Origin of the sequence: Terrabacter tumescens (assembly GCF_014646815.1) — a bacterium.
GTDB lineage: Bacteria > Actinomycetota > Actinomycetes > Actinomycetales > Dermatophilaceae > Terrabacter > Terrabacter tumescens.
In genome coordinates, this window is record NZ_BMNZ01000004.1 from 48,364 (window position 1) to 72,744 (window position 24,381).

20 protein-coding genes are annotated in these 24,381 nt (G+C 72.3%); 7 read left to right on the top strand and 13 right to left on the bottom strand.

What is annotated here, in order from left to right; translation table 11 throughout:
• Positions 1 to 161: 161 nt before the first annotated feature.
• The 11 genes from IEY30_RS10715 to IEY30_RS10765 form a co-directional block, all read right to left on the bottom strand.
• Positions 162 to 1,064, bottom strand: coding sequence for a double zinc ribbon and FHA domain-containing protein (locus IEY30_RS10715; protein WP_030195352.1), 903 nt, complete (start codon positions 1,062 to 1,064; stop codon positions 162 to 164).
• Complete coding sequence (locus IEY30_RS10720; protein WP_030195355.1) at positions 1,061 to 2,350, bottom strand: VWA domain-containing protein; 1,290 nt, start codon at positions 2,348 to 2,350, stop codon at positions 1,061 to 1,063. Before IEY30_RS10720 ends, IEY30_RS10715 begins: the two co-directional genes overlap by 4 nt.
• Positions 2,343 to 3,734 carry a PP2C family protein-serine/threonine phosphatase gene (locus IEY30_RS10725; RefSeq protein WP_030195358.1) on the bottom strand — a complete coding sequence of 464 codons (1,392 nt, stop codon included), beginning with the start codon at positions 3,732 to 3,734 and terminating at the stop codon, positions 2,343 to 2,345. The genes IEY30_RS10720 and IEY30_RS10725 overlap by 8 nt, the downstream gene beginning before the upstream one ends.
• Positions 3,731 to 6,172 carry a serine/threonine-protein kinase gene (locus tag IEY30_RS10730; protein ID WP_030195361.1) on the bottom strand — a complete coding sequence of 814 codons (2,442 nt, stop codon included), beginning with the start codon at positions 6,170 to 6,172 and terminating at the stop codon, positions 3,731 to 3,733. Before IEY30_RS10730 ends, IEY30_RS10725 begins: the two co-directional genes overlap by 4 nt.
• A complete protein-coding gene (locus IEY30_RS10735) occupies positions 6,169 to 7,407 on the bottom strand; it encodes a hypothetical protein (RefSeq protein WP_373286699.1) in 1,239 nt (412 codons plus the stop codon). The genes IEY30_RS10730 and IEY30_RS10735 overlap by 4 nt, the downstream gene beginning before the upstream one ends.
• Positions 7,404 to 8,420, bottom strand: coding sequence for a glutamate ABC transporter substrate-binding protein (locus IEY30_RS10740; protein WP_030195367.1), 1,017 nt, complete (start codon positions 8,418 to 8,420; stop codon positions 7,404 to 7,406). The genes IEY30_RS10735 and IEY30_RS10740 overlap by 4 nt, the downstream gene beginning before the upstream one ends.
• Positions 8,417 to 9,751, bottom strand: coding sequence for a GlnX family signal transduction membrane protein (locus IEY30_RS10745; protein WP_030195370.1), 1,335 nt, complete (start codon positions 9,749 to 9,751; stop codon positions 8,417 to 8,419). Before IEY30_RS10745 ends, IEY30_RS10740 begins: the two co-directional genes overlap by 4 nt.
• Positions 9,748 to 11,409: an AAA family ATPase gene (locus IEY30_RS10750; protein ID WP_030195372.1), complete on the bottom strand. Its 1,662-nt coding sequence runs from the start codon at positions 11,407 to 11,409 to the stop codon at positions 9,748 to 9,750. The genes IEY30_RS10745 and IEY30_RS10750 overlap by 4 nt, the downstream gene beginning before the upstream one ends.
• 14 nt (positions 11,410 to 11,423) lie before the next feature.
• A complete protein-coding gene (locus IEY30_RS10755; protein WP_081920382.1) occupies positions 11,424 to 11,945 on the bottom strand; it encodes a hypothetical protein in 522 nt (173 codons plus the stop codon).
• A gap of 147 nt (positions 11,946 to 12,092) precedes the next feature.
• Complete coding sequence (locus tag IEY30_RS10760) at positions 12,093 to 13,361, bottom strand: toxic anion resistance protein (RefSeq protein WP_043416425.1); 1,269 nt, start codon at positions 13,359 to 13,361, stop codon at positions 12,093 to 12,095.
• Positions 13,362 to 13,749: 388 nt separating this feature from the next.
• A complete protein-coding gene (locus IEY30_RS10765; RefSeq protein WP_030195383.1) occupies positions 13,750 to 14,529 on the bottom strand; it encodes a dioxygenase family protein in 780 nt (259 codons plus the stop codon).
• 161 nt (positions 14,530 to 14,690) lie between these two features.
• On the opposite strand from IEY30_RS10765, the gene IEY30_RS10770 reads away from it, so the two are divergent.
• The 6 genes from IEY30_RS10770 (at position 14,691) to IEY30_RS10795 (ending at position 21,370) form a co-directional block, all read left to right on the top strand.
• A complete protein-coding gene (locus tag IEY30_RS10770; protein WP_030195385.1) occupies positions 14,691 to 15,149 on the top strand; it encodes a GyrI-like domain-containing protein in 459 nt (152 codons plus the stop codon).
• A gap of 207 nt (positions 15,150 to 15,356) precedes the next feature.
• Positions 15,357 to 18,128 carry a type I DNA topoisomerase gene (gene topA / locus IEY30_RS10775; RefSeq protein WP_030195387.1) on the top strand — a complete coding sequence of 924 codons (2,772 nt, stop codon included), beginning with the start codon at positions 15,357 to 15,359 and terminating at the stop codon, positions 18,126 to 18,128.
• A 195-nt stretch (positions 18,129 to 18,323) separates the two neighbouring features.
• A complete protein-coding gene (locus tag IEY30_RS10780; protein ID WP_052358391.1) occupies positions 18,324 to 18,818 on the top strand; it encodes a GNAT family N-acetyltransferase in 495 nt (164 codons plus the stop codon).
• 12 nt (positions 18,819 to 18,830) lie between these two features.
• Positions 18,831 to 19,634: a PIG-L deacetylase family protein gene (locus IEY30_RS10785; RefSeq protein ID WP_030195393.1), complete on the top strand. Its 804-nt coding sequence runs from the start codon at positions 18,831 to 18,833 to the stop codon at positions 19,632 to 19,634.
• Between the two features lie 42 nt (positions 19,635 to 19,676).
• On the top strand, positions 19,677 to 20,144 hold the full coding sequence (locus tag IEY30_RS10790) for an SCP2 sterol-binding domain-containing protein (RefSeq protein WP_052358392.1): 468 nt from the start codon (positions 19,677 to 19,679) through the stop codon (positions 20,142 to 20,144).
• Positions 20,145 to 20,155: 11 nt separating this feature from the next.
• Complete coding sequence (locus IEY30_RS10795; protein WP_030195397.1) at positions 20,156 to 21,370, top strand: acyl-CoA dehydrogenase family protein; 1,215 nt, start codon at positions 20,156 to 20,158, stop codon at positions 21,368 to 21,370.
• Between the two features lie 170 nt (positions 21,371 to 21,540).
• Here IEY30_RS10795 and IEY30_RS10800 read toward each other — a convergent pair whose 3' ends face one another.
• Together IEY30_RS10800 and IEY30_RS10805 are read right to left on the bottom strand one after the other, a co-directional pair.
• Positions 21,541 to 22,935: a GntP family permease gene (locus IEY30_RS10800; protein ID WP_030195400.1), complete on the bottom strand. Its 1,395-nt coding sequence runs from the start codon at positions 22,933 to 22,935 to the stop codon at positions 21,541 to 21,543.
• On the bottom strand, positions 22,932 to 23,465 hold the full coding sequence (locus IEY30_RS10805) for a gluconokinase (RefSeq protein WP_030195402.1): 534 nt from the start codon (positions 23,463 to 23,465) through the stop codon (positions 22,932 to 22,934). Before IEY30_RS10805 ends, IEY30_RS10800 begins: the two co-directional genes overlap by 4 nt.
• 159 nt (positions 23,466 to 23,624) lie before the next feature.
• On the opposite strand from IEY30_RS10805, the gene IEY30_RS10810 reads away from it, so the two are divergent.
• The gene (locus IEY30_RS10810) at positions 23,625 to 24,329 is read left to right on the top strand and encodes a FadR/GntR family transcriptional regulator (protein WP_030195404.1); all 705 of its coding nucleotides are present in this window, start codon (positions 23,625 to 23,627) and stop codon (positions 24,327 to 24,329) included.
• Positions 24,330 to 24,381: the final 52 nt, after the last annotated feature.

Below are 24,381 nucleotides of genomic sequence, written 5' to 3' on the forward strand. Positions count from 1 at the left end.
CCGATGGCGTATGCCGTCTGCCACCTTCTCGTCGAGTGGCCCCGTCGTCACACGGCCGGGCCGCAGACGAGCTCGAGTGGCCCCGCCGTCACACCGGTCACCCGACGACGGGTGGGTCGGGTGTGACGGAGAGGCCACTCGACGAGAAGGGGGGACGGTCGTCAGGCGTAGGCCTCGACCTCGTCGGGCGTGGCCCGGCGCACGACGACGCGGGTCCAGGCACCGACGTAGAGCCGGTCGTCGTCACTGAGCTCGGTCTTGGGCCCGACGGCGATGGCCGTGACGGGCAGCGGCCCGGCGGCCGGGCCGACGAAGGTGCCGTTGGAGCTGCCGAGGTCCTCGACGAACCAGCGCGTGCCGTCGGTCGTCAGCTGGGCGTGCCGGCGGCTGACGCCCGGGTCGGACGACAGGTCGATCTCGGGCCGGGTGTTCTTGCTCGTCGACACGCGCCCGAGCAGCACGCTGCGGTGACGCAGCGGCATGATCGTCGGCAGTCCGGGGGAGGGGCATGGGTCCTCCGCCTCCTGGGTCTGGTACCAGTCGGGGTCGACCCAGACCTCGGCCAGCCACTCGAACGTCTCGGGTGCGGCCCCCGTACCGGCCCCCGCCGTCGAACCGGCGGCCGAGCCGGCCGCGGCACCGGTGGCCGAGCCAGCCGCCGCTGCCGCTGCAGCCGCTGCGGCCTCCGGGCCGGGGACGGCCTCGCCGTCGGGCTCGGTGTCGTCGAGCTCACCGGGCACGGCCGAGGGGTCGCGCGGCATGGCGCCGGTCGTGAAGTCGTAGCCGCAGGCCTCGCAGAACAGCGCACCGTCGGGGTTCTCGGTCTTGCAGTTCGGGCACACGAGCGCGGTGGGAGTGGCCGGAGGCTCGACGGGCGCGCTCGCCGCGGCGGACGGCACACCCCATGGTCCGAGGTCGAGCGAGGAGCCGGTCGACGACGGTGCGGGGCCACCCGCCGGCTCGGCGCTCGCCGCCGGCTGCGCGCTCGCGTCGATGGGGGATCCGCAGGTGTCGCAGTAGTCCTCGGCCTCGGACGTGTGTCCGTTGGGGCAGACAGCGCTCATCGGCGCACCCGGCTCGTCTTCGTCGAGGCGGTGTCGAGCGACATCTCGTCGATCTTGGACGCGCTCTTCTTGAGGCGGACGGTGCCCGTGTCGGCGTCGTCGATCTCGACGACCTTCTTCAGGCGCGTCGTCATCTCGTCGTTGCCCGTCGCGTCGGCGAGCTGGACGGCGCGGCCGAGCTTGGCCGTGGCGACGTCGTCCTGGCCGGCGGCCTTGGCGGCCAGGCCCTCCTGGATGACGGTGGCGAGCTCGGCCTGACCGGTGTAGGCGGCGACGGCGGGGTCGATGCGCGTCGTGAGCGAGTCGTCGTTGCTCCACTTGGCCTTGACGAGCGCCTGCGCGACGGGGTCGCCGCCGAGCGAGAACTGCACGCGGGCCGCGAGCTGCTCCTGCCCGAGCGTGCGGGCCGGGAGGCGGACGGCCACGTGGTAGTCGCGGCTCTCGTCGGACCACGCCCCGGTCGGGTAGGCACCCGTGAGCGGGTTGACGACGGTGCGGCGCGAGGTGAGGTCCTCGAGCGTGGGCGAGACCTGCTTGACGAAGAGCAGCTCGGCGCCCTGCGGGACCCACACGCGCAGCTCGGAGTTGGCGATGCCGCGCGACATCGAGGCGCGCATCATCGCCTCGAACTCCGCCGCCATCTCCTCGGGGGCCGGGATGAGGTCGACGGTGCCGAGCAGCGCCGAGGCGATGCCGCGCACCTCGTCGACGCGCCACTGGTCACCGACGCCGCGGCAGTCGCACTGGAAGGCGCCGACGCAGCTTGCGACCGCGGCCTGCAGCGAGGCCGGCGTCTCGCCCTCGTTGACGCCGTCGGTGAGCAGGATCGCGTGGCGCTTGGTCACGTGGGGGACCGTCTCGAAGATCTGGCGGGCGAGCGTCAGCCACGTGCCCATCGCCGTGCCGCCGTTGGCGCGCAGCCCCTCGATGGCGCGGTTGGCCTCGCCACGGGTGTGCCCCGACATCGGCACGAGGGCGCCCTGGTGGCTGTAGGGGTAGACGATCTGGGCGGTGCCGTTGCCCGAGACGATCGAGAAGAGCGTGCCGTCGACGATCTCGGCGAGCGCCGCCTTGGCAGCCTCGCCGGCGGCCTGCACGCCGCGGCGGCCCATGGAGCCCGAGGTGTCGATGAGGATGACCTCGGCGGCCGATCCGGGGTCGGTCGTCCCGGACGAGGCCGTCGCGGTGGACGCACCGGTGGACGTCACACGCACGATGGCGTGCACGTCGGTGCCCCCGTCGGGCAGGAACTCGTTCTGGAACACCTCTGCCGTGAAGTCAGCCATCCGTCGGGTCCCCTTCCACCGGCGCCGCCGATGCGGTCGCCTCGCTCGTCGTGCTCGATCCTCGCCCAGCCAGTCTGGCGAGGGCAACCGTGATGTTGTCGCGTCCACCCTGCTCGTTGGCGAAGTCGACGAGCGCCTGCGCCACCGCGGTGGGCGTGGGCTCCTCGAGCCGGCCGGCCGCGTCGTGCAGCAGGGTGCGCAGCGCCTCCGCCTCGGAGCAGTAGTTCCAGAGGCCGTCGGAGCAGACCATGAGCCAGCCGGGCGTCGCCGTCAGCGTCGTCAGGTGCGGCGTGAGGTCGTCGGGGGCGTCCCGGCCGAGCCAGCGCGTGATCGAGTGCGCGTGCGGACCGGTCTCGGCCTCCTGACGGGGCACGCCCGCGGCCATCTGCTCCTGGGCGAACGAGTCGTCGCGCCCCAGCTGGCGCGCGGGCTCGTCGGCGGCGTCGGGCAGCCAGTAGACGCGGCTGTCGCCGACGTTGCCCGCGACGATGACGTCGTCCTCGACGACCGCGGCCACGAAGGTGCACGAGGGCGGGTTGGGCACGTCCTCGACCACGGCAGCGGCCACGGCCTCGTTGGCCCGGGCGACGGCGCCGGTCAGCGCACGTCCGGCGCCGGCCGCCCACGCGTCCGGCGTGCCCGCGCCCTTGGGGAACGGCTGGTCGAGGACCGCTCGCGCCGCCTTGGCCGCGGCGAGCGAGGCGATGTGCGAGTCGGTCGCCATCGAGACGCCGTCGCACACGACGAGGACCGCGCGTGAGCCCGGCGCCTCGGCCGCGCTGAGCGACATGGCGTCCTCGTTGCGGGCGTGGCGCCTGCCGATGTCGCACACGCCGCCCACCCAGGAGGTCGGTGACTCGACGAGGTGGTCGCGCGGGTTGGGCGGCGGCGTGCCGCAGTGGTCGCAGTAGCCGTCGACGATGCGTCCCTGCCCGCAGGCGTGGCAGGTCAGCTCGTCGTCGACCGGGGCCACCGCTGCCGAGGGCACCGCGCCCGTCCAGCCGACGTCGAGCGGCGACTCCTCGCCGGCCGGGGCGGTCTGCGGCGTCGCCGAGGCGAGCATCGCGTCCTCTTCGACCGGTCTGGGGGATTCGGGAGTCCCGGGCGTCCCGGGCGTCCCTGACGCACCGGGCGGCTGCGTCCCCGCCGCGCGGGCCGCGACGACGAGGTCGGCGCCGCAGGCCTCGCAGAAGCTCGACTCGGCAGGGTTGGCCGTGCCGCAGGCCGGGCAGTCCCGCGACGCCGTCGGCGTCGCACCGGCAGGAGCAGCGGCAGGAGCAGCAGGAGGAACAGCGGCCGGAGCAGCGGCAGGGCCGGGGTCGGGCGCAGCGTCAGCGGGGACCGGAGCGGGGTGGGGCGCTCCCGTCGTCGGGATGTGGGTCACCAGAGGCTCCAGGGTCGGATGGCGTTGGCCTCGTCGACGAGGGGGACGCGCTCGGACAGGTCGGGGGTGCGCTTGGCCAGCTCGCGCAGGGCCTCCTCGAGCCCGACTCGCAGACCGTTGGGGGTGCCCTTGTGCTCACCGAGACGGACGTCGGCCTTGTTGCCGGTCTTCTCCACCGTCACGAGCGCCTCACGGTAGATCAGCGTCGTCAGCTCGGCCCGGCGCCGCGCCGACAGCGACGTGTCGTCGAGCGTGCGCAGCGCCTCCGCGAGGTCGGGCAGGCCGCGGTTGGCCTTGGCGAGCAGCTCGGCCAGGCCCGCCCGCGCGGTGCGGTAGGCGCTCGACTGGATCGGGACGAGCCGGTATGCCGCGACGGCGCCGTCGACGTCGGACCGCGCGGCCCGGATGCGGGCGAGGCCGAAGGCGGCCATCGGGACGTAGGTCGCGTCGGTGCGCGCGCACGCGACGTAGAGGTTCTCGGCGACCGCGTCGTCGCCCGCCTGCTCCGACGCCTGGGCGAGGGCGAGCTTGGGGGCGAGCTCGCCGGGGACCTGGCCGTAGACGGCGTTGAAGGCCGCCTGGGCCGCGCGGGAGTCGCCACGCTCGAGGGCCGCGAGGCCCTGGACCCAGACCGCGCGCCACTCCCAGGGGTCGGCCTTGAGCAGCTCGGCCGCGGTGGACTCGGCCACGTCGGGCTGGCCCGCGTCGAGGGCGGTGCGGGCTTGCTCGAGCAGGACCTCGGTCGTGCGCACGGCGGCCCGCTTGAGGGTGGAGAGCCGCTCCTCGGGGGTGCCCGACACGGTCGTCAGCCAGCCCGTCTGCGGGTCGTGCGGGTCACGCCGCAGCGCCGGCAGGTTGCGCCAGTCGTCGGGCTCGTTGCCGGGGGTCGGCACGTCGAAGAGGAGCGAGCTGACCGTCGACGTCGCGGCGCCCGCCCCGCGGTCGAGGGCCACGACCTCGCGCAGCACTCCGATCATCTGGGACCGCAGCTCGTCGGCGGAGACGAAGCGGTCGTCGCGGTTGGGGGCGCACGCCTTGGCGACGAGCCGGTAGAAGGAGTCGTAGCGCTGGAAGACCGGCACGGTGTCCTGCGCGGGCAGGACGTTGAGGTAGGTCGTCTGGTAGCCGCGGAACTCCATCGTCAGCACGACGAGGGTGCGCCCGATCGTGTAGATGTCCGAGGCCGCGGACACGCCGAGCTCGGCGACCTCGGGCGCCTGGTAGCCGACGGTGCCGAAGATCGCCGAGTCCTCGTCGTCGGCGCGGCGCACGCCGCCGAGGTCGATGAGCTTGACCTCGTCACCGACCTGGATGATGTTGTCGGGCTTGAAGTCGCAGTAGACGAGGCCGAGGTCGTGGAGGTACTGGAACGACGGCAGGATCTCGAGGATGTAGGCGAGGGCCTGGTCGACGGGGAGCGGGTCGTACTTACCGGCCGCCTGCAGGCGCTGCTTGAGGATCGACTTGAGCGAGGTGCCGCCGACGTACTCCATGACGATGTAGCCGGCGTCGTCGTGCGTCACGAAGTTGTAGATCTCGACGATGCTCGGGTGCGAGACCTGGGCGAGGAAGCGCTGCTCGGCGATGGCCGCGGCGAGGGCGTCGGGGTCGGCGGAGTTGAGCAGGCCCTTGAGCACGACCCACCGGTCGGAGACGTTCTTGTCGCGCGCGAGGTAGATCCAGCCGAGACCGCCGTGCGCGAGGCAGCCCGCGACCTCGTACTGTCCTGCGACGAGGTCGCCGGCCTTGAGCTTGGGGTCGAAGGAGAACGGGTGGCGGCACTTGGCGCAGAAGCCGGTCGTGCGGCCGGGCTTGCCGTCCCGCCCGCGGCCGACGGGCTCGCCGCACTTGGGGCAGTAGCGCTTGTTCTCGGGGACCGACGGGTTGGTCAGCAGGGCCTTGGCGGCGTCGATCTCGGGCGCCGGGCGCACGGTTGTGATGCCGCCGCCGAGGCGGGCCGAGCGCAGGCGCTGAGAGCCGCCGGTGCGCCGGGTCGCGATCGAGCCCGACTCGCGAGCCCGCTTGGAGCCCAAGGCTGCCGACGCGAGGTTGCTCGAGGCGGCGGAGCGCGTCGAGATCTCCGGGCCGACGCCGGCCGTCGCAGCGGAGACGGCCGTCTCGACGCCGGCGGCGCCGCCGTTCGGGGGGTCGGCGGGAGCGGCGTAGCCGGCGACGCTCAGCTGGTCGGCCGGCGTGCCGCAGACGTTGCAGTAGCCGGCCTCGATCGTGCCGGTGCACCCGGGCTGCTGGCACGCGCCGCCCTCGGGGATGGCCGGACCGCCGCTCGGTGCGGGCACGGGCGGGAGGGATGCGGCGCCGCCCTGGGACGCGGCGGCACCCGCCGCGACGGGGACGGGGTTGGACCCGGCGGCCATGCCGCAGAGGTCGCAGTAGCCGTCGACGATCGTTCCGGTGCAGCCCGGCTGCGTGCAGGTCATGGGCGTGGCCTCTGGGGTCGGGGTGCAGGAGGACGGGGGGCCGTGCGCCCGGCGCGCGGCTGGGGCCGGGTGGCCGTGTCGACGTAGGCCGAGAAGGCGGCTGCCAGCGCCCGGGCGCGGGCGATCGGCAGGGGCCGAGCGGCGAGGGTCTCGTCGAGCCGGCGCCGCAGCTCGGCCACGTCCTCGGCCGCCTCGGGTGCCAGCGTGGCCGACGCTGCCATCGCACCGACGGCGCCCACGAGGCCGACGACCTCGTCGCGCTCGGCCAGCCCGGCGGCATACGTCTCGTGGGCGAGGTCGAGGGCCCGCGAGACCCTCTCGAGCTTGTCGCGGTATGCCGTGAGCTCGGCTGCCGCCTGCGGCACCGGTCCCAGCGCGCGGACGTTGGGGATGGCGAGGTGCGGGGCGGGGGTGATCGCCTCGACGCAGGCTCGCTCGAGGGCGCGGATGGCTGCGGCGCGGGCGTCGAGCTCCTCGACCTGCTGCTGGGTGCGCACGCGGCTGCGGGCGGCGGAGGCGCGCTCGGCGGCGGCGACGATGAGGTCGCGCTCGAGCACGGCGACGTCGATCTCGAGCGGGCCGATGATGCCGCCGACGTCGGCGCCGCGACGCGCGCGCTCGACGAGGTCCTCCATGCGGCGGTCGAGCCGCGCGAGCTTCTCGGTGGCGTCGTCGCGCTGGGCGCCGGCCGGGACGAGCGGGATCTGGTCACGGGTGCGCTCGATCCCCGCGCGCACCAGGGTGATTCGCTGCGTCGCCTCGGCGGCTCCGGGGGCGAGGGAGGCGCGTGCCTGGAGCGTGCGGGTCAGCGAGTCGAGCAGCCGGCACGCCTCGGGGAGGCTGACGGCGAGCGAGCCGCTCGACGGCAGCGCGAGGTGCTCGGTGGTGTTGGAGTCGAGGCGTCCGTGGATGAGGGTCGAGAGCCGCTCGGCCTCGACCGGGCCGACGCGGCCGCCGTCGAACGTCGTCTCGAGCAGGGTCAGTCGGTCGCTGACGGCCTTCCAGAAGGTCAGCGCGACCGTGAGGTCGTTGGTGATCGCGACCTGCTCGGCCTGCGAGAGCTTGAGCACGGCGCGGTCGACCTCGCCGAGGTCGGCCCGGCGCTGGGCGACCCACTCGCGCAGGGCGAAGAGGTACGTCTGGGCCTCGGCCGCCTGGACGGGCACACCGAGGCGACCGGGCGCCGTCGGCGCGGCGGTGCCCGGGTCGGGATGGCTCTGCGGCACCGCGGTCATCGTCCGTAGACCGGTGTCGGGGGCGCCGGCGCCGGACCGAGCGGCGCGGCGAGCCAGCGGTTGTAGATGGCCTTCCACTCGCCGTCGGCCACGAGGTCCGCGATGACGCGGTTGACGTAGCGCGCGAGGTAGGTGTCGGCCTTGTTGAGGCCGAGGCCGTAGGGCTCGACGGTGATCGCCTTGGCGCTCGTGATGACGGTGTTGGGGTCCTGGGCGGCGAGGCCGGCGAGCACGGTGTCGTCACCGGTGATCGCATCGGCCTTGCCCTGCTGGAGCAGCACGAGGCAGCCCGTGTGCGTGCCGGCGGTGACGACTACCGGTCCGTCGGTCTTGGCCGGCTGGGCGACCTGCTGGAGCTTGGTCAGCGACGTCGTGCCCGTGGGGGCGCAGACCCGCTTGTCCTTGAGGTCGGCCAGTCCCCACGAGGCGGCGCTCTTGTCCTCGGTGACCAGGCTCTTGGAGATGAGGACCTTCTGGCCGGAGCGGTAGTACTCGGCGGAGAAGGCGATGTCGTTCCAGCGGCCGCACGTCATCGACATGTTGCGCGCGACCATGTCGACCTCGCGGTCCTTGAGCAGCGGGATGCGGTCGCCGGCCGTGATGACCCGCAGCTGCACCTTGCTCGGGTCGCCGAAGATCGCCTTGGCGACGGCCCGAGCCATGTCGATGTCGAAGCCCTCGATGCCGCCCGTGAAGGCGTTGCGGGCCCCGAAGAGGTAGGTGTCCGCGGAGACGCCGACGGTGAGGTAGCCCTTGTCGATGATCGTGCGCATCGTGCCGTCGCTGATCTCGCCCCGGCTCGGCAGGCTCGAGAGGGGGGCGTAGGACTGGGTGGCGTTGTCGCACGTCGGCGCGGCCACGGCGGGCGCGCTGCTCGACGGCCTGGGCGCCGAGGACGTGGGCAGCTGCGTCTCGGCGTACGTGACGCCCGAGCAGCCGGCCAGTGCGCCGAGCCCGACGACGGCGACGAGGACGGAGAGGCGGCGCCGCAGCGACGACGTGAGGGCGCTCATCGGTACTCCTCGATCCGCTGGCCGATACCTCGGACGACGAGCCACGACGCGGCCAGCGCGACGAGGCCGACGACCACGGCGAGCAGCGGTGCGCTCCCGCCCTGGCCCTGCAGATTGGTGACAGTCGTCTTGCCGGCGTCGTCGCGCGCCTTGGTCACGGCCACGTCGAAGTCGCCGAAGGTCTTGGCCGCCCCGTCGGTGGCCGTGCTCGTCGACAGCTTGACGGCGTCGTCCCACCGGCCGCCGTCGTCGAGCGAGCGGACCTTCTGGTGGGAGGCGACGTAGTCGCCCCACAGCGAGATCAGGGTCGCGTCCTTGAGGCGGTCGAGGTCGGTGTCGACGTCCGTCTTGTCGGTCTTCCACGACGTCTCGTTGGCGGCGCCCGAGCCGCGCTTGATGAGGGTGAGGCTCTCGTTGGCGCGGGCGTCGTTGGCGGCCGTCGTGATGTTCGCGAGGGTCACGGCGCTCTGGAAGTCGCCCTGGGCGACGTCCCGGGTCGCCCTGCCGATGCCGGTGATCGTCGTCGCCGTGACGAAGAGCGCGACGAGGAGCAGCGCGATGGCGCCGGTCAGGGACGGGTTGAGGTAGCGGTGCGTGCGCTTCGCGAGCCAGACCGCGAGGGCGACGAGCCCGATGAGGGACAGGACGCCGACGAGCAGCTGCAGGCTCGAGTTGCTCCGGTCGAACTCCTTGCTCGAGCGGTCCTCGTTGGCCTTGACGACCTGCGTCACGATCGGGATGGCGTCGGCTCGCAGGCCGGCGCTCGCCTGCGTGAGGTACTGCGCCCCGACCGGCAGGCCGAGGCGGTTGTTGCTGCGGGCCTGCTCGACGAGGGCGGCATACGTCTGCACCCGCTCGGCGAGAACGCCGAGGGCCTTGCCGTCGGCGGGCTGGGCGGCGGCCGCCGTCGCGATGCCGGACGCGACGCGGGACATGGCGGCCTCGTAGCGGGCGCGGGACTCAGCGGACTCGAGGCCGCCGACGAGGAAGGCGTTGGTGGCGACGGCGTCGGCGCGCAGGAGGTCGACGTGGATCGACTGGGCGCGCACCACCTGCGCGGTGTTGTTGGCGGCGCGCTCGACGGCGGCCTGCGAGGCGAGCAGCGCGTTGGCGCTGACCGCGCCGAGCAGCACGGCGGCGATGACCCCGAGCAGGCCGAAGAGGCGCATGCGGCCCGGCGTGCCGTGCAGGAGCCGGCCGGCGATGCCGCGTGCGCCGGGGACGCCGCCGGACAGGCTGCCGGCGATGGTCCGCGGCGGCTGGGTGCCGGGCGCGCCGGACGACGCGCCCGCCGGGATGGCGACGGGGATGTTCGTCGTCGGTGCGCTCATGCGGTGTCCTCGTGCTCGGTCGCGCTGGGGTCGGCGTGCTCGTCGTGCGTCTCGTCCGCTTCGTCGTGCTGGTCGTGCTGGTCGTGCTCGTCGTCCGAGACTGCTCCATCGGGGGCCGCCGGACCATCAGGGTCTGCCCTGACCGCCGCCGGATCCTGCGTGGTCTCGTCTGGGTGCTCGAGCTGTTCGGGCTGCTCGGGCTGCTCGGTGTCGTCGGGCTGCTCCGTGAAGTCGCCCGCGGTGAGTAGACGCAGCTCGTCGCGCGTCGGCTCCGTCGCGTCCTTCAGGCGCCAGGCGTGCCGGCCGACGGCGTGCTCGAAGAGGTTGCGCGAGAAGCGCCCGTTGCCGAAGGCGGGGGTGCGCGGCGTCGCCTCGAGCTGGTGCCGGACGCGGGTGCGCGCGTCGTCGGTCAGCTCGTAGTCGCTGCCGCCCGCGATGGAGTCGAGGATGGCGAGCAGCTCGTCGTCGGAGTAGTCGTCGAACTCGATCGTCGTGGTGAACCGGCTCGCGAGACCGGGGTTCTGGGCGATGAAGCCGACCATCGGGTCGGGGTAGCCGGCCACGATGACGACGAGGTCCTCGCGGTGGTCCTCCATCTCCTTGACGAGGGTGTTGACGGCCTCCTGGGCGTACTGGTCGCCGGTCAGGGCGTAGGCCTCGTCGATGAAGAGCACGCCGCCGGTCGCCTTGGCGCAGACCTCGGCCGTCTTCATCGCGGTCTGCCCGACGTAGCCGGCGACGAGCTCGCTGCGGTCGACCTCGACGAGCTGGCCCGTGGGCAGCAGCCCGAGCGCCTTGTAGATGCCGCCGACGAGCCGGGCGACGGTCGTCTTGCCGGTGCCGGGGTTGCCGACGAAGATCAGGTGCCGGCTCATCTTGGGGGCCTTGAGCCCGGCCTCGGTGCGCATCTTCTCGACGGTGAGCAGGGCCACCTGCCGGTGGATCTCCTTCTTGACCCGGGCCAGGCCGATCATCCCGTCGAGCTCGGCGAGCAGCTCCTCGACGGTCCGCTCGGGCTCGGCGGGCTTCTCCGGCGCGGGGGCGGGCTCGGCCGGGGCGGCAGCCGCGGTGGCACCGACCGGATCGCCGACCGGATCGCCCTGTGCGACGGACGGGTCGAGCTTCCGGGGGTCCATCGGGCCGGGGATGCTCGGCCGCATCGCATCGGGGGAGCCGAGGCCCATCCCCGGTATGCCGGCCGGCACGTTCCCTGGGAACGCGGGTACCCGCTCGGCCGACGGCATACGGGCCGCCGCGAGGTAGGCGCCCGACGCGGCAGAGGCGTTGGCGATGACCCAGATCGGCGCGGTGCCGAGCATGACGGCCGAGGAGGCGACCTCGGTCAGCGCCTCGGCGTACTCGGCGGCGAGGCCGTGCCGAGCGCCGACGAGCGCCTCGAGCAGCTCGGTCGGGGCGCCGCGCCAGCGACGCCCGCGGGACGCGGCCTCGAAGAAGGCCTCGTTGATCGAGGCGAGGTCGGTCAGGCCGGGGTGCGCGACCTCGGCCCAGGCGGGCGCGGCACCGGGCACCGACTCGGCCAGGGCCGCGGCGACGCGCAGCCCCTCGTCGCGGGCCGCGGCCGGGTCGAGGCCGGCCTCGGCGGCGACGTCGCTCAGCTGCTCCAGGCTCTCGGCGAGGCGGGACTCGTCACTGCTCATGCGTTCGGGCATCCTCACTCGGGTGGGGCCAGCGGGCCGGGCGACAGGGACGGTCCGGGGGGCTGCGGCGCCACCTGCACCGGGTCGGGACCGAGCCCGAGCGCGCCCCCGGCCGACGCCTGCCCGAACTTCTGCTCGAGGAACGCCCCGTGCACGATGATCGCCTCGGCGTCGGCGCGGCACACGGCGTCGTAGACCTTGTCCATCGTCGTGCCGAGCAGGTCGAGCTGGTCGACGAGGAGCATCACCGAGCTCTTGCCCGCCGCGATGGGACGGGTGTCGGCCCAGTCGCGGGGCAGGCGCAGGTAGTTGCCGATGGCGACCGGGAGGTAGTCGGTGGCGGTGGCCATGACGCTGAAGCCCTGACTGCTGCCGAGGCCGAGGTTGTCGAGGCGCGGCAGGGTCTGGCGCACGATCCGGGTGACGCGCAGCAGGCGGGAGAGCACGACGCCCGGCACGCGGCCCTCACGGGCCTGTGCCTCGATGGAGTCGAGCGCGCCGAGCAGCTGCTCGGTGGTCGGTGGTCCCGAGCGCACCGGCTCGGGTGCCTCGGGCCTGTCCAACCCGAACCACGACCGGATTCCCACTGCGTTGTTCCCCTCTGGTGTGTCGTGCGCCGACCGTCGACCGGCCACGCACATCCTGCACGAGCTCGACGGGCCTGCTGCGTCAGGCCGCCGGGCTCACCGGCTCGAGCCGAGGTCGAGCAGTCCGGGTGCGGCGTTCTCGGCGCGCCGGGCGTCCTGCTTGGAGACGCGGTCGAGGTAGGAGCGCGACTTGGCGACCTCGGTCTCGAGCGTGCCGATCGTCGCGGCCATGTTGTCGAGCGCCCGCACCTTGAACTGGTCGATGGTGTCCATCGTCTCGTAGATGTTGGCGAACGCCTTCTGCAGCGACTCGATCGACAGCGTCGAGCTGGCCGACTGCTCCTGGATGCGCGCCGAGTTCTGCTTGAGCGCCTCGGACGTGCGCTCGATGATGCCCGAGGTCGTCACGTTGAGCGCCGTGATCTGGTCGAGGACGAGCTGCTGGTTGTTGAGGGCCTGGGCGACGATGACGGCCGTGCGCAGGGCCGAGACGGTGGTCGTCGTCGCGCGGTCCACGCCCTTGATGAGCTCGATGTTGTTCTTGATGATGATGTCGATCGCGAGGTAGTTCTGGATCGACACGGCGAGCTGGGTCAGCAGGTCCTGGTGCTTCTGGCGGACGTAGAAGAGGACGTCCTCGCGCAGCGCCTTGGCCTTCTCGGGGTCGCTGGACTCGACCGTTGCGACCTGGGCGGCCAGCTTGGCGTCGAGCCGCTCGGCGACGTAGACGTACTGGTTGAGCCGGCCCATCGACTCCCAGAGGTTCTTCTTCTCGAGGTTGAGGGCGACGTTGTCCTTGACGAGCTCGTCCTGGCCGGACTGGAGCGAGTGCAGGATGCCGTTGAGGTGGCTCTGCGCCGACTGGTACTTGCGGAAGTAGTCGGTGACCTTGTCGCCGAACGGGATCATGCCGAGGAACTTCTTGGCGCCGGTCGCCTGGCCGGGGTCGAGGTCCTCGACGGTGCGGCGCAGGTCGAGCAGGGTCTTGCCGACCTTGGAGTTGCCCGACAGGCCGCCCTCGTTGAGCGCCTTGACCGGCATCTGGAGCATGCGGTTGCTGCTCTCGGCGGCGAAGCGCACCTCGTCGTTGCCCATGCTGCGCACGTCGGCGGCCTTGGTCTCCCACTCGGGGGAGCGGGCCGCGGCCTTGCTGAGCGACTCGAGGTAGGTGTCGACCTTGGCGTCGAGACCGGGCAGCGCGGCCTCGGGCACCGCCGGGGCCATCTTGGGGGCGGCGGTCTCGGCCACGGGCGCGGTCGGCGCGGGCGCCGTGAGGATGAAGGCCTCGCCGGGCGGCGGCTCGAGGGGGGCGACCTGGGCGGGCGCTGCTGCGGTCGCCTGCTGGGCGGCGGGCTGGTCAGTCATCTCTTGCGGGTCCTTCCCTCGCGTGCCGGCCGCGTCGGCGACGCGACCGAAGTCCCTCGCCCGTCGAGCGGGACCGCCGCCGGGACCGTGGGAGGTGCACCGCGGAGGGCGCACGACACACGCCGGCGGCGCGCTCGCTGGGCGTACGGCCACTCTACGTGCCGCGCGCCTGCGACGGATGGGTGAACGAGTGGGTTCCGTGGCCCCGCAGACCCCCCTCGGACCTCCTCGGTGAAGCACGAGGAGAGAGGGAGCGACCGCGGCTCGGAGTCAGGGGAGGTTCCGAGCCGCGGCCGCGAATGTGGGGCCCCACACCTCTCGAACGGGTGGGGTTACCCGCGGGTTCCCCGGTCCCGCCGGAGAGTCGTCGAGCCCCCGGGGTCGTGGCTCAGCCGAACTGCCAGGAGCGCTTGCTCAGGCCGAACCAGAAGCCGTCGATGACGCTCTTGTTGTCGAGGCCGCCGGACTCGTAGGCCGCGCCCAGCGTGACGAAGAGCGGCGCGAAGTGCTCGGTGCGCGGGTGCGCCTCGTGCGCGGCCGGCGCCTTGTCGAGGAAGTCGAGCAGGCTGTCGACGTCCTGGGCCTTCATGGCCTCCTGGGCCCAGTGGTCGAACTCGGCGCTCGCACGGGGCGGGGTGCCGTCAGATCCGCCTGCCGGGTTGAACCAGCGCAGGTTGTGGGTCGTGAAGCCGGAGCCGACGATCATCGTGCCCTGCTCGCGCAGCGGGGCGAGTCGCCGGCCGATCTCGAAGAGGCCGCGCGGGTCGAGCGTCGGCATCGACATCTGGAGCACCGGCACGTCGGCGGCGGGGAACATCTCCTTGAGCGGGACGTAGGCGCCGTGGTCGAGCCCGCGGGCCTCGTCGCGGTGCACCTGGTGGCCGGGCCAGGTGAGCAGCTTCGTCACGTCGTCGGCGAGCGTGGGGGCGGCCGGGGCGTCGTAGGTCACGTCGTAGTACTTCTGCGGGAAGCCCCAGAAGTCGTAGGTGAGCGGGGCGCCGGTCGTCGAGCCGAGCGTCGTCGGCGCGTCCTCCCAGTGCGCGGACACCATGAGGACGTCCTTGGGCTTCGGCAGGTCGGCGGACCAGCCGGCGAGCTCGCCCGTCCAGCGCTCGTCGTCGGCGAGCGGCGGGGCGCCGTGGCTGAGGTAGAGGACGGGGGCTGACATGGGGGTTCCTTCCGAAGTTGTTGAAGTCTAAACTATCAGAGGGAACGTGGCCTCGGGCGCCATCATTCCCGAGGACGTATGCCGTGGGGCCCGCTTCGGGACCGACCGTCCCGGGTCCTTGGGCCCTGTCGAGGGCCGCGTGGGCGGGTCACGCTGGAGCGATGAACGAGATACGCACCGTCGAGACGACCGAGCAGCCCACCGCCGTCCTGCGGGCCACGGTGGCGATGGACGAGCTGCCCGCATTCTTCGCCCGCGCCTTCACCGCCGCCGCCGCGGCCGTCGCGAAGCAGGGCCGGGATGTTGCGGGGCCACCCTTCGGGCTCTACCGGAGCATGCCGAGCACGACCGTCGACGTCGAGGCCGGCTTCCCCGTCACGGCCCCGCTCGAGCCCGACGGCGAGGTGGTGCCCGGCACCCTGCCCGGCGGCCGCGCCGTCGAGGCCGTCCACGTCGGGCCCTACGACACCATGGGCGAGACCTACGGCCAGGTCGAGCAGTGGATGGTCGGCCAGCGGCTGGTCCCGGGATACCTCGTCTGGGAGAGCTACCTCAGCGACCCCGAGCGCGAGCCCGACCCCGCGACCTGGCGCACCGTCATCCACTGGTCCGTCGCCTGAGCCGGACGAGCGCGAGGCGCCTCGAGGGCGCGGTCCCGGCCGGCCGCCCGAGGGCACCGACGCGGCGCACCGCGCGACACGGCATACGCCCTCTCCCACGGATGCCGGGAGACCCCGCGCGGCCCGGGCTGTTACGGTCGGTCCGCGTCCACGTCGGGGCAGCGACGAATCCGCTGCACGTGAGATGCGGGAAGTCGAAGGTGCACCATGGCCGCAGGCAAGGGCCGCAAGCTCGTCATCGTGGAGTCGCCCGCCAAGGCGAAGACCATCGCCGGCTACCTCGGAGGAGACTTCGAGGTCGAGGCGTCCGTCGGTCACATCCGTGACCTGCCCAACCCTTCCGAGCTGCCGGCCGACATGAAGAAGGGCCCGTTCGGCAAGTTCGCCGTCGACGTCGACAACGGCTTCGAGCCGTACTACGTCGTCGACCCGGACAAGAAGAAGAAGGTCGCCGAGCTCAAGCGCCTGCTCAAGGACGCCAGCGAGCTCTACCTCGCCACCGATGAGGACCGCGAGGGCGAGGCCATCGCGTGGCACCTGCTCGAGGCACTGAAGCCGCGGGTTCCCGTGAAGCGCATGGTGTTCCACGAGATCACCCGCGAGGCGATCCAGCGTGCCGTCAACGACACCCGCGAGATCGACACCGCGATGGTCGACGCCCAGGAGACCCGCCGCATCCTCGACCGCCTCTACGGCTACGAGGTCAGCCCGGTCCTGTGGCGCAAGGTGCGCCAGGGCCTCTCGGCCGGCCGCGTGCAGTCCGTCGCGACCCGCATGGTCGTCGAGCGCGAGCGCGAGCGCATGGCGTTCGTCCGCTCCTCCTACTGGGACGTCGAGGGCGACTTCACCCCCGACAGCGCGAGCCAGCAGTTCACCGCGCGCCTGTCCTCCGTCGACGGCGTCCGCGTCGCCACCGGCCGCGACTTCGCCGACGACGGCCGCCTGACCGGCAAGGGCGTCGTCCACCTCGACGAGGCGCTCGCGACCCGGATCGCTGCCGCGTGCCTCCCGCTGACGGCGCGCGTCACCGACGTCCAGGAGAAGCCCTACACCCGCCGCCCGTCGGCGCCGTTCACCACCTCGACCCTCCAGCAGGAGGCGTCGCGCAAGCTGCGCATGTCGTCCAAGAACGCGATGCGCGTCGCGCAGCGGCTCTACGAGAACGGCTACATCACCTACATGCGTACCGACAGCACGACGCTGTCGGATGCCGCGACGACCGCCGCGCGCAGCCAGGCCCGCGACATGTACGGCGCCGAGTACGTGCCGGACAGCCCGCGCCGCTACGAGAAGAAGGTCAAGAACGCGCAGGAGGCCCACGAGGCGATCCGCCCCGCCGGTGACCGCTTCCGCTCCCCGGCCCAGGTCGCCGGCTCGCTGCGCGGCGAGGAGTTCGCGCTCTACGAGCTGATCTGGAAGCGCACCGTCGCCTCGCAGATGGCCGACGCCCGCGGCTCGACCGCCACGGTCAAGCTCGCCGCCGACACGGCGATCGAGGGCGCGCAGTCCGTCGAGTTCAGCGCGAGCGGCACCGTCATCACCTTCAAGGGCTTCCTCGCCGCGTACGAGGAGGGCCGCGACGACGAGGCCACCGCCAAGGCCGACGCCGCCGCCGAGGAGCGCCGCCTGCCCAAGCTCTCGGCGGGCGTCCCGCTCCAGGTCGTGCGCGCCGAGGCCGACGGCCACGAGACCAGCCCGCCGGCACGCTTCACCGAGGCCACGCTCGTCAAGGCCATGGAGGAGCGCGGCATCGGCCGCCCGTCCACGTATGCCGCGACGATCGGCACGATCCAGGACCGCGGCTACGTCTTCACCAAGGGCCAGGCCCTCGTGCCGACGTGGCTCGCCTTCGCCGTGACGCGCCTGCTCGAGGAGCACTTCGGCAACCTCGTCGACTACGAGTTCACCGCCTCGATGGAGGAGGACCTCGACCGCATCGCCAACGGCGACGAGGGACGCGTCGAGTGGCTCAAGCGCTTCTACTTCGGCGAGGAGGCGACCTCGGCCGCCGGGCTGCGCAGCCTCGTCGAGGACCTCGGTGAGATCGACGCCAAGGAGATCAGCACCATCCCGATCGGCGACGGCATCGTCGTGCGCGTGGGTCGCTACGGTCCCTACGTCGAGGAGGTCGTGCCGGCTGGTGTCGACCTCGCGACGGGCGAGGTCGCCGACGGCGCCGAGGTGCCGGCCAACCCGCGCCGCGCGACGATCACCGACGACATCGCCCCGGACGAGATGACCCCCGAGATGGCGCGCGAGCTGCTCGAGGTCGCCGCCGACGACGGCAAGGTGCTCGGCAAGGACCCCGGGACCGGCCGCGACATCGTCGCCCGCGCCGGCCGCTACGGGCCCTACGTCACCGAGGTCATCGAGGACGACGAGCCTTCTGCCGCAGACAAGCCCAAGGCCAAGAAGGCTGCCAAGGTCAAGCCGCGCACCGCGTCGCTCTTCAAGGACATGGAGCTCGCGACGCTCACCATCGACGACGCGCTCAAGCTGCTCTCGCTGCCGCGGGTCGTGGGCGCGGACGCCGAGGGTGTCGAGATCACGGCGCAGAACGGCCGCTACGGCCCGTACCTCAAGAAGGGCACGGACTCGCGCTCGCTGACGACCGAGCAGCAGCTCTTCGACATCACGCTCGAGGAGGCGCTCGCGATCTACGCGCAGCCCAAGCAGCGGGGTCGGGCGGCAGCGGCGCCGCCGCTCAAGGAGCTCGGCGCCGACCCGGTCAGCGGCAAGCCCGTCGTCGTCAAGGACGGCCGGTTCGGTCCCTACGTCACCGACGGCGAGACCAACGCGACGCTGCGCAAGGACGACGACCCGGCCGAGATCACGTCGGAGCGCGGCTTCGAGCTGCTCGCCGAGAAGCGCGCCAAGGGGCCGACGACCCGCAAGCGCGCCGTGAAGAAGGCGGCCAAGAAGACCGCGAAGAAGGCGACCACGCGCACGACGAAGAAGGCCGCCGCCAAAAAGGCCTGACCCGTCAGCCGGCCGGGACGCCGGCGAGACCTGTGACGGGGCGGCCACTCGACGCTCGAGTGGCCGCCCCGTCCCACGTTCATGGCCACCCTTCCCGTCGGGTGGCCGCGTCGTCACACCTCCCACCGAGTGGTCCATCCCGTATGCCGGGTGCTGGCCCTCCCGCTGCCCGTGCCGTCGCGCTAGCGTCGGGTCGTGATCGAGATCCGGGGCTTCGAGCCCGCCGACCGGGGCCGGTGGGAAGAGCTCTTCCGCGCCTACATCGGCTTCTACGAGCGCGAGCTCAGCCAGACGGCATACGACAGGGCATGGCGTGAGATCACCTCTGGCGCAAGGCTGCACGGACTCGGCGCCTGGCTCGACGGCGAGCTCGTGGGGATCACCCACTTCCTCGTGCACCCGAGCTCGAGCGAGCCCGACCTCTGCTACCTCGAGGACCTCTTCACCGACCCGGCCGTGCGCGGTCGGGGCGTGGCGACCGCGCTCATCGGCGCCGTGCGCGACTGGGCCCGCGAGCAGGGTTGCGGCAGCGTCTACTGGCAGACCCACGAGTCCAACGCCGTGGCGCGCCGGCTCTACGACGAGGTGGCGACGTTCGAGGGCTACGTCGTCTACACGCTGCCCGTCGCGGAGGCGTCCGGCGGTGCGGGGGAGGTATCCGCCGATGGTGGGAACGTCGGCGCGCGGTGAGAGGCTGAGCACATGTCAACCGTTGTCTTCGTCCACGCCCACCCCGACGACGAGGCCTCGCAGTCGGCCGGATCGATGGCGCGTGCCGTCAGCGAGGGTCACCGCGTCGTGCTCGTCGTCGCCACCAACGGCGACCACGGCGACGCCCCCGACGACCTCGCCGAGGGCGAGACCGTCGTCGAGCGGCGCCGTACCGAGGCGGCCGCGTCCAACGCCGTCATCGGGACCCACCGCGTCGAGTTCCTCGGCTACGCCGACTCCGGCATGACCGGGTGGGCGCAGAACGACCACGAGGAGAGCTTCGTCCGCGCCGACACCGAGGAGGCCGCCGAGCGCCTGGCTGCGGTGCTGCGCGACGAGGACGCCGACGTCGTCGTCGGCTACGACTGGCACGGTGGTTACGGTCACCCCGACCACGTCAAGGTGCATGCCGTGACCAAGCGTGCGGCCGAGCTCGCCGGCACGCCGCGCTACCTCGAGGGCTCGATGAACCGCGACGCGATGATCCGCTCGCACGAGGCGGCGATGGCGGCCGGGCTCGACGTGGGGGAGTGGGACCCCAGCGCGCCGATGGACGACGGCAACCCGCTCGGCAGCCTCGAGAGCGAGCTGCACTGGGCCTGCGACGTCAGCGAGTTCCTCGAGGTCAAGCGCTCGGCCCTCAAGGCGCACGCGAGCCAGTCCGACGCCCAGGGCATGCTGCAGATGCCGGTGGAGATGTTCGCCGTCGGCTTCGCGTGGGAGCACTACATCGAGCCCGGCCGTCCCGACGGCATGGTGGCGGGCTGGTTCCTCGACGACCCGACCGTCCAGTAACCTACTCGCGGTAACAACGCCGTTCCCTCCGGAAGGACCCTGATGTCCGAGATCGACTTCACGACCGCCACCGCCGAGCAGATCGCCGCCGTCGAGCCCGGTGAGTTCATCCGCATCGTCAAGGAGATGTCCGACAAGGACGTCAAGCAGGTGATGGAGAGCCCCAACCGCGAGCCGATCATCGAGGCGATCTTCCGGCGGATGCCCGAGCTATTCCGTGCCGACCGTGCCGGGTCCACCACGGCCACGACGCACTGGAGCATCACCGGCCGGCCCGACGGCGGTGCCGACGAGTGGACCGTGCGCTTCGCCGACGGCGCCTGCACGACCGTCCCGGGGCACGACGGTGACTCGACCCTCACCCTGGCCATGACGCCGGTCGACTTCACCAAGGTCATCACCAAGAGCGGCAACCCGGTCATGATGTTCATGACCGGCAAGATCAAGGCGAAGGGCGACCTCGGCCTCGCCGCCAACATCGCGAACTTCTTCGACATCCCCAAGGCCTGAGGGGTCCTGTCGTGGTGGAGTTCTCGCTCGCCCTCGACGACGACCAGACCGAGCTGCGCGACTGGGTGCACGGCTTCGCCGCCGACGTCGTGCGCCCGGCGGCCGCCGAGTGGGACGCCCGCGAGGAGACGCCGTGGCCGGTCATCCAGGAGGCCGCGAGGAGCGGCCTCTACGGCTTCGAGTTCCTCGCGCAGTGCTGGTCCGACCCCACCGGCATCTCGATCAACCTCGCCAACGAGGAGCTCTTCTGGGGTGACGCCGGCATCGGGATGTCGATCTTCGGCACGACCCTGGCCGTGGCGGCGATCTACGGCTCGGGCACCCCCGACCAGATGGTCGAGTGGCTGCCGCAGTGCTACGGCGACGCCGACGACCCCAAGCTCGCGGCGTTCGCCACCACCGAGCCGCAGGCCGGCTCCGACGTCGGGGCCATGCGCACCCGTGCCCGCTACGACGAGGCGGCCGACGAGTGGGTGATCAACGGCCAGAAGGCCTACATCACCAACGGCGGCATCGCGAACGTCCACGTCGTCACGGCCGTCGTCGACCCGGAGCTCGGCTCGCGCGGGCAGGCGGCGTTCGTCGTCCCGCCCGGGACCAGGGGGATCGAGGGTGCGAAGAAGCTGCGCAAGCTCGGGCTGCGCGCCTCGCACACCGCCGACGTCTTCCTCGACGACGTGCGCGTGCCGGGGTCGTGCCTGCTCGGCGGCAAGGACAAGCTCGACGAGCGCCTCGCCCGGGCCCGCGAGGGAGGCGCGTCGAGCAGCCAGGCGGCCATGCGGACGTTCGAGATCTCACGCCCCACGGTCGGGGCGCAGGCGCTGGGGATCGCGCGGGCGGCATACGAGTACGCCCTCGACTACGCCAAGGACCGCGTGGCCTTCGGTCGGCCGATCATCGAGAACCAGGCGATCGCGTTCGCCCTCGCCGACATGAGGACCGAGATCGACGCGGCCCGGCTGCTCGTCTGGCGCGCGTCGTGGATGGGCCGCACCAACCAGCCGTTCACGGCGGCCGAGGGGTCGATGAGCAAGCTCAAGGCGGGGGAGGTCGCGGTGGCCGTCACCGACAAGGCGGTGCAGATCCTCGGCGGCGCCGGCTACGTCACCGACCACCCCGTCGAGCGGTGGTCGCGCGACGCGAAGATCTACACGATCTTCGAAGGCACGAGCGAGATCCAGCGGATCGTCATCGCCCGCGCCATCAGCGGAGTCCGCATCCACTGACCCACCCACCTCTGACCGTCGAGAGGCCAGAGTTCGTGGGTCCCCAGACGTCGAGAGGCCAGTTCTCGTCACGAGAACTGGCCTCTCGACTCGGCGACACCCGCAGACACTGGCCTCTCGACGGTGCAGTGGTCTGCAGTGGTCTGCAGTGGCGGGTGCCGGGAGCTGCGCTAGACGACGATGTCGAGGAGCAGGACGAGGACGAGGCCGGTCACCGACAGGATCGTCTCCATCACCGACCAGGACTTGATGGTCTGGCCGACCTTGAGGCCGAAGTACTCCTTGACGAGCCAGAAGCCGGCGTCGTTGACGTGCGAGAAGAACACCGAGCCCGCGCCGATGGCGAGGACCATGAGCGAGACCTGGGTCGTCGGCATACCGGCCGCGAGCGGTGCGAGGATGCCGGAGGCCGTGACCGTCGCGACCGTGGCCGAGCCGGTCGCGAGGCGGATGAGCACCGCGACGAGCCACGCGAGCAGCAGCACGGACAGACCGCTCCCGGCGATCCAGTCGGCGACGAGCTGGCCGATGCCGGTGTCGACGAGGGTCTGCTTGAAGCCGCCGCCGGCCGCGACGATGAGGATGATGCCGGCGATCGGGCCCAGCGAGGCCTCGAGCGAGGTGCCGACCTCCTTGATGCCCATGCCGGCACCGCGGCCGAGCGTGAACATCGCGAGGATGACGGCGATGAGGAGCGCGATGAGCGGCGTGCCGAGGAAGTCGAGCACGGTCCGGGCCGGGGTGCCCTTGTCGGCGAGGATGTCGGCCAGGGCCTTGCCCATCATGAGGACGACGGGCGTCAGGACGGTCAGCATCGTCACGGCGAAGGACGGGCGGGGGCCGGTCTCGGACTCGCGCGCCTCGAACAGCTCCGGCGCGGGGACGTCGACCCAGCGGGCCGCCAGACGGGCGAACCACGGGCCGGCGACGGCGATGGTCGGGATGGCGACGATGATGCCGAGGCCGAGGGTGACGCCGAGGTCGGCCTTGAGGGCGTCGATCGCGACCAGCGGGCCGGGGTGCGGCGGCACGAGGCCGTGCATGGCCGACAGGCCGGCGAGCGCCGGAATGCCGACGCGCACGAGCGAGAGCCCGGAGCGGCGGGCCACGAGGAAGATCACCGGCATCAGCAGGACGAGGCCGATCTCGAAGAACATCGGCAGGCCGATGATCGCGCCCACGCCGGCCATGGCCCACGGGAGGGTGCGGGGCCCGCTGCGGCCGATGATCGTGTCGACGATCTCGTCCGCGCCGCCCGAGTCGGCGAGCAGCTTGCCGAACATCGCGCCGAGGGCGATGAGGATGCCGACGCCCGCAGCGGTGCTGCCGAAACCCTTGGTGAAGCTGTCGAGCACGTCGGCCATGGGCACGCCGGCGACCGCGCCGACGGTGAGCGAGCCCAGCGTCAGGGACAGGAAGGGGTGCAGCTTGAACCGCACGATGAGCAGCACGAGCACGGCGATGCCGAGCAGCGCCGCGGGCACGAGTCGTCCGGCCGGCATGTCCGGCAGGGTGTCTGCCGTCAGCGCCGAGCCGGGCAGCAGGGAGAGCAGGTCGGTGGTCATGAGCTGGTCGCTTCCGGGTCGCGGGGGTGCAGGAGGATGACGGACTGGCCGACGAGGTCGTCGACGGGCTGGTCGACGTCGAGCACGGCTCCGTGCTCACCCGGCTCGAGGGGCTCGAGCGTCGCGAACTGCGACTCGACCAGGGCTGCCGGCATGAAGTGGCCGGGACGCCCGGCCACGCGGGCGGCGATGACGTCCGGGTCGCCGTGCAGGTGCACGAAGAAGACCTGGGGGGCCGCTGCCGCGAGGACGTCGCGGTAGGCGCGCTTGAGCGCCGAGCAGCTGGCGACGCCGCCGCTCGTCGCGTGCTCACCCAGCCAGGTGGCGATCGTCGCGAGCCACGGGCCGCGGTCGTCGTCGGTCAGCGGGATGCCGGCCGACATCTTGGCGATGTTGGCCTCGGGGTGGAAGTCGTCGGCGTCCGCGAAGGGGACGCGCAGCCGCTGCGCGAGGGCCGCGCCGACGGTGGTCTTGCCCGAGCCGGACACCCCCATGACGACGACCAGGGGTGGTGGGTGGTGCTGCTGCATTGTCTCCGTGACTCCTTCGTCCGGCTCGAACGACGTCTTCGTCGAGTCGCTCGACCTAGAGTGAGGCAAGAAGGGCGTCTTATCAAGTCCTTGTGCCAAATAAAACCGTTTTAATGTCGCCGAACGTGAAGCAGGGCGGTCATGTGTCAGGCTGGGGCCGTGCCCACCGACCGCCGCCCCGCGCTCCACGCGAGCGTCCTCGACGCCCTCGGACGGCAGGTCGTCTCCGGCGAGCTGGCACCCGGCACGGTGATCCGCATCGACCAGCTCGATGAGCGCTACGGGGTGTCGCGGTCGGTCGTGCGCGAGGCGGTGCGCGTGCTCGACTCGATGGGCCTCGTGGAGGCGCGCAAGCGCGTGGGTGTCCGCGTCCTTCCGAGCACCTCGTGGAACGTCTTCGACCCACGCGTCATCCGCTGGCGCCTCGACGGCCCGGGCCGCGAGGAGCAGCTGCTCTCCCTCGGTGACGTGCGTCGCGGCGTCGAGCCCGTCGCGGCCGAGCTCGCGGCCGCCCGGGCCACTCCCGAGCAGTGCGGGGTCCTCGTCGGGGCCGTCATGCAGATGGCGGTCCACGCCAAGTCCGGTGACCTCGAGGCCTACCTCGAGGCCGACCAGCTCTTCCACTCGACGCTGCTCGCTGCCTCCGGCAACGAGATGCTCGCGGCCCTCTCCGACGTCGTCAGCGAGGTGCTGGCAGGCCGCACCCACCACGACCTCATGCCGACGACGCCCAACCCTGTCGCCGTGCGCCTGCACGGCGACGTCGCCGAGGCGGTCCAGTCCGGGGACGGGGCGGCGGCAGCGGCGGCGATGCAGGCCATCATCGCCGAGGCCAGCGACGCCCTGCGAGAGTCGGATTCCTAGACGCCACAGGGTGGTTCGCGAGACCTGCAGTCGTCTCTGCCGGTCCGCTCCT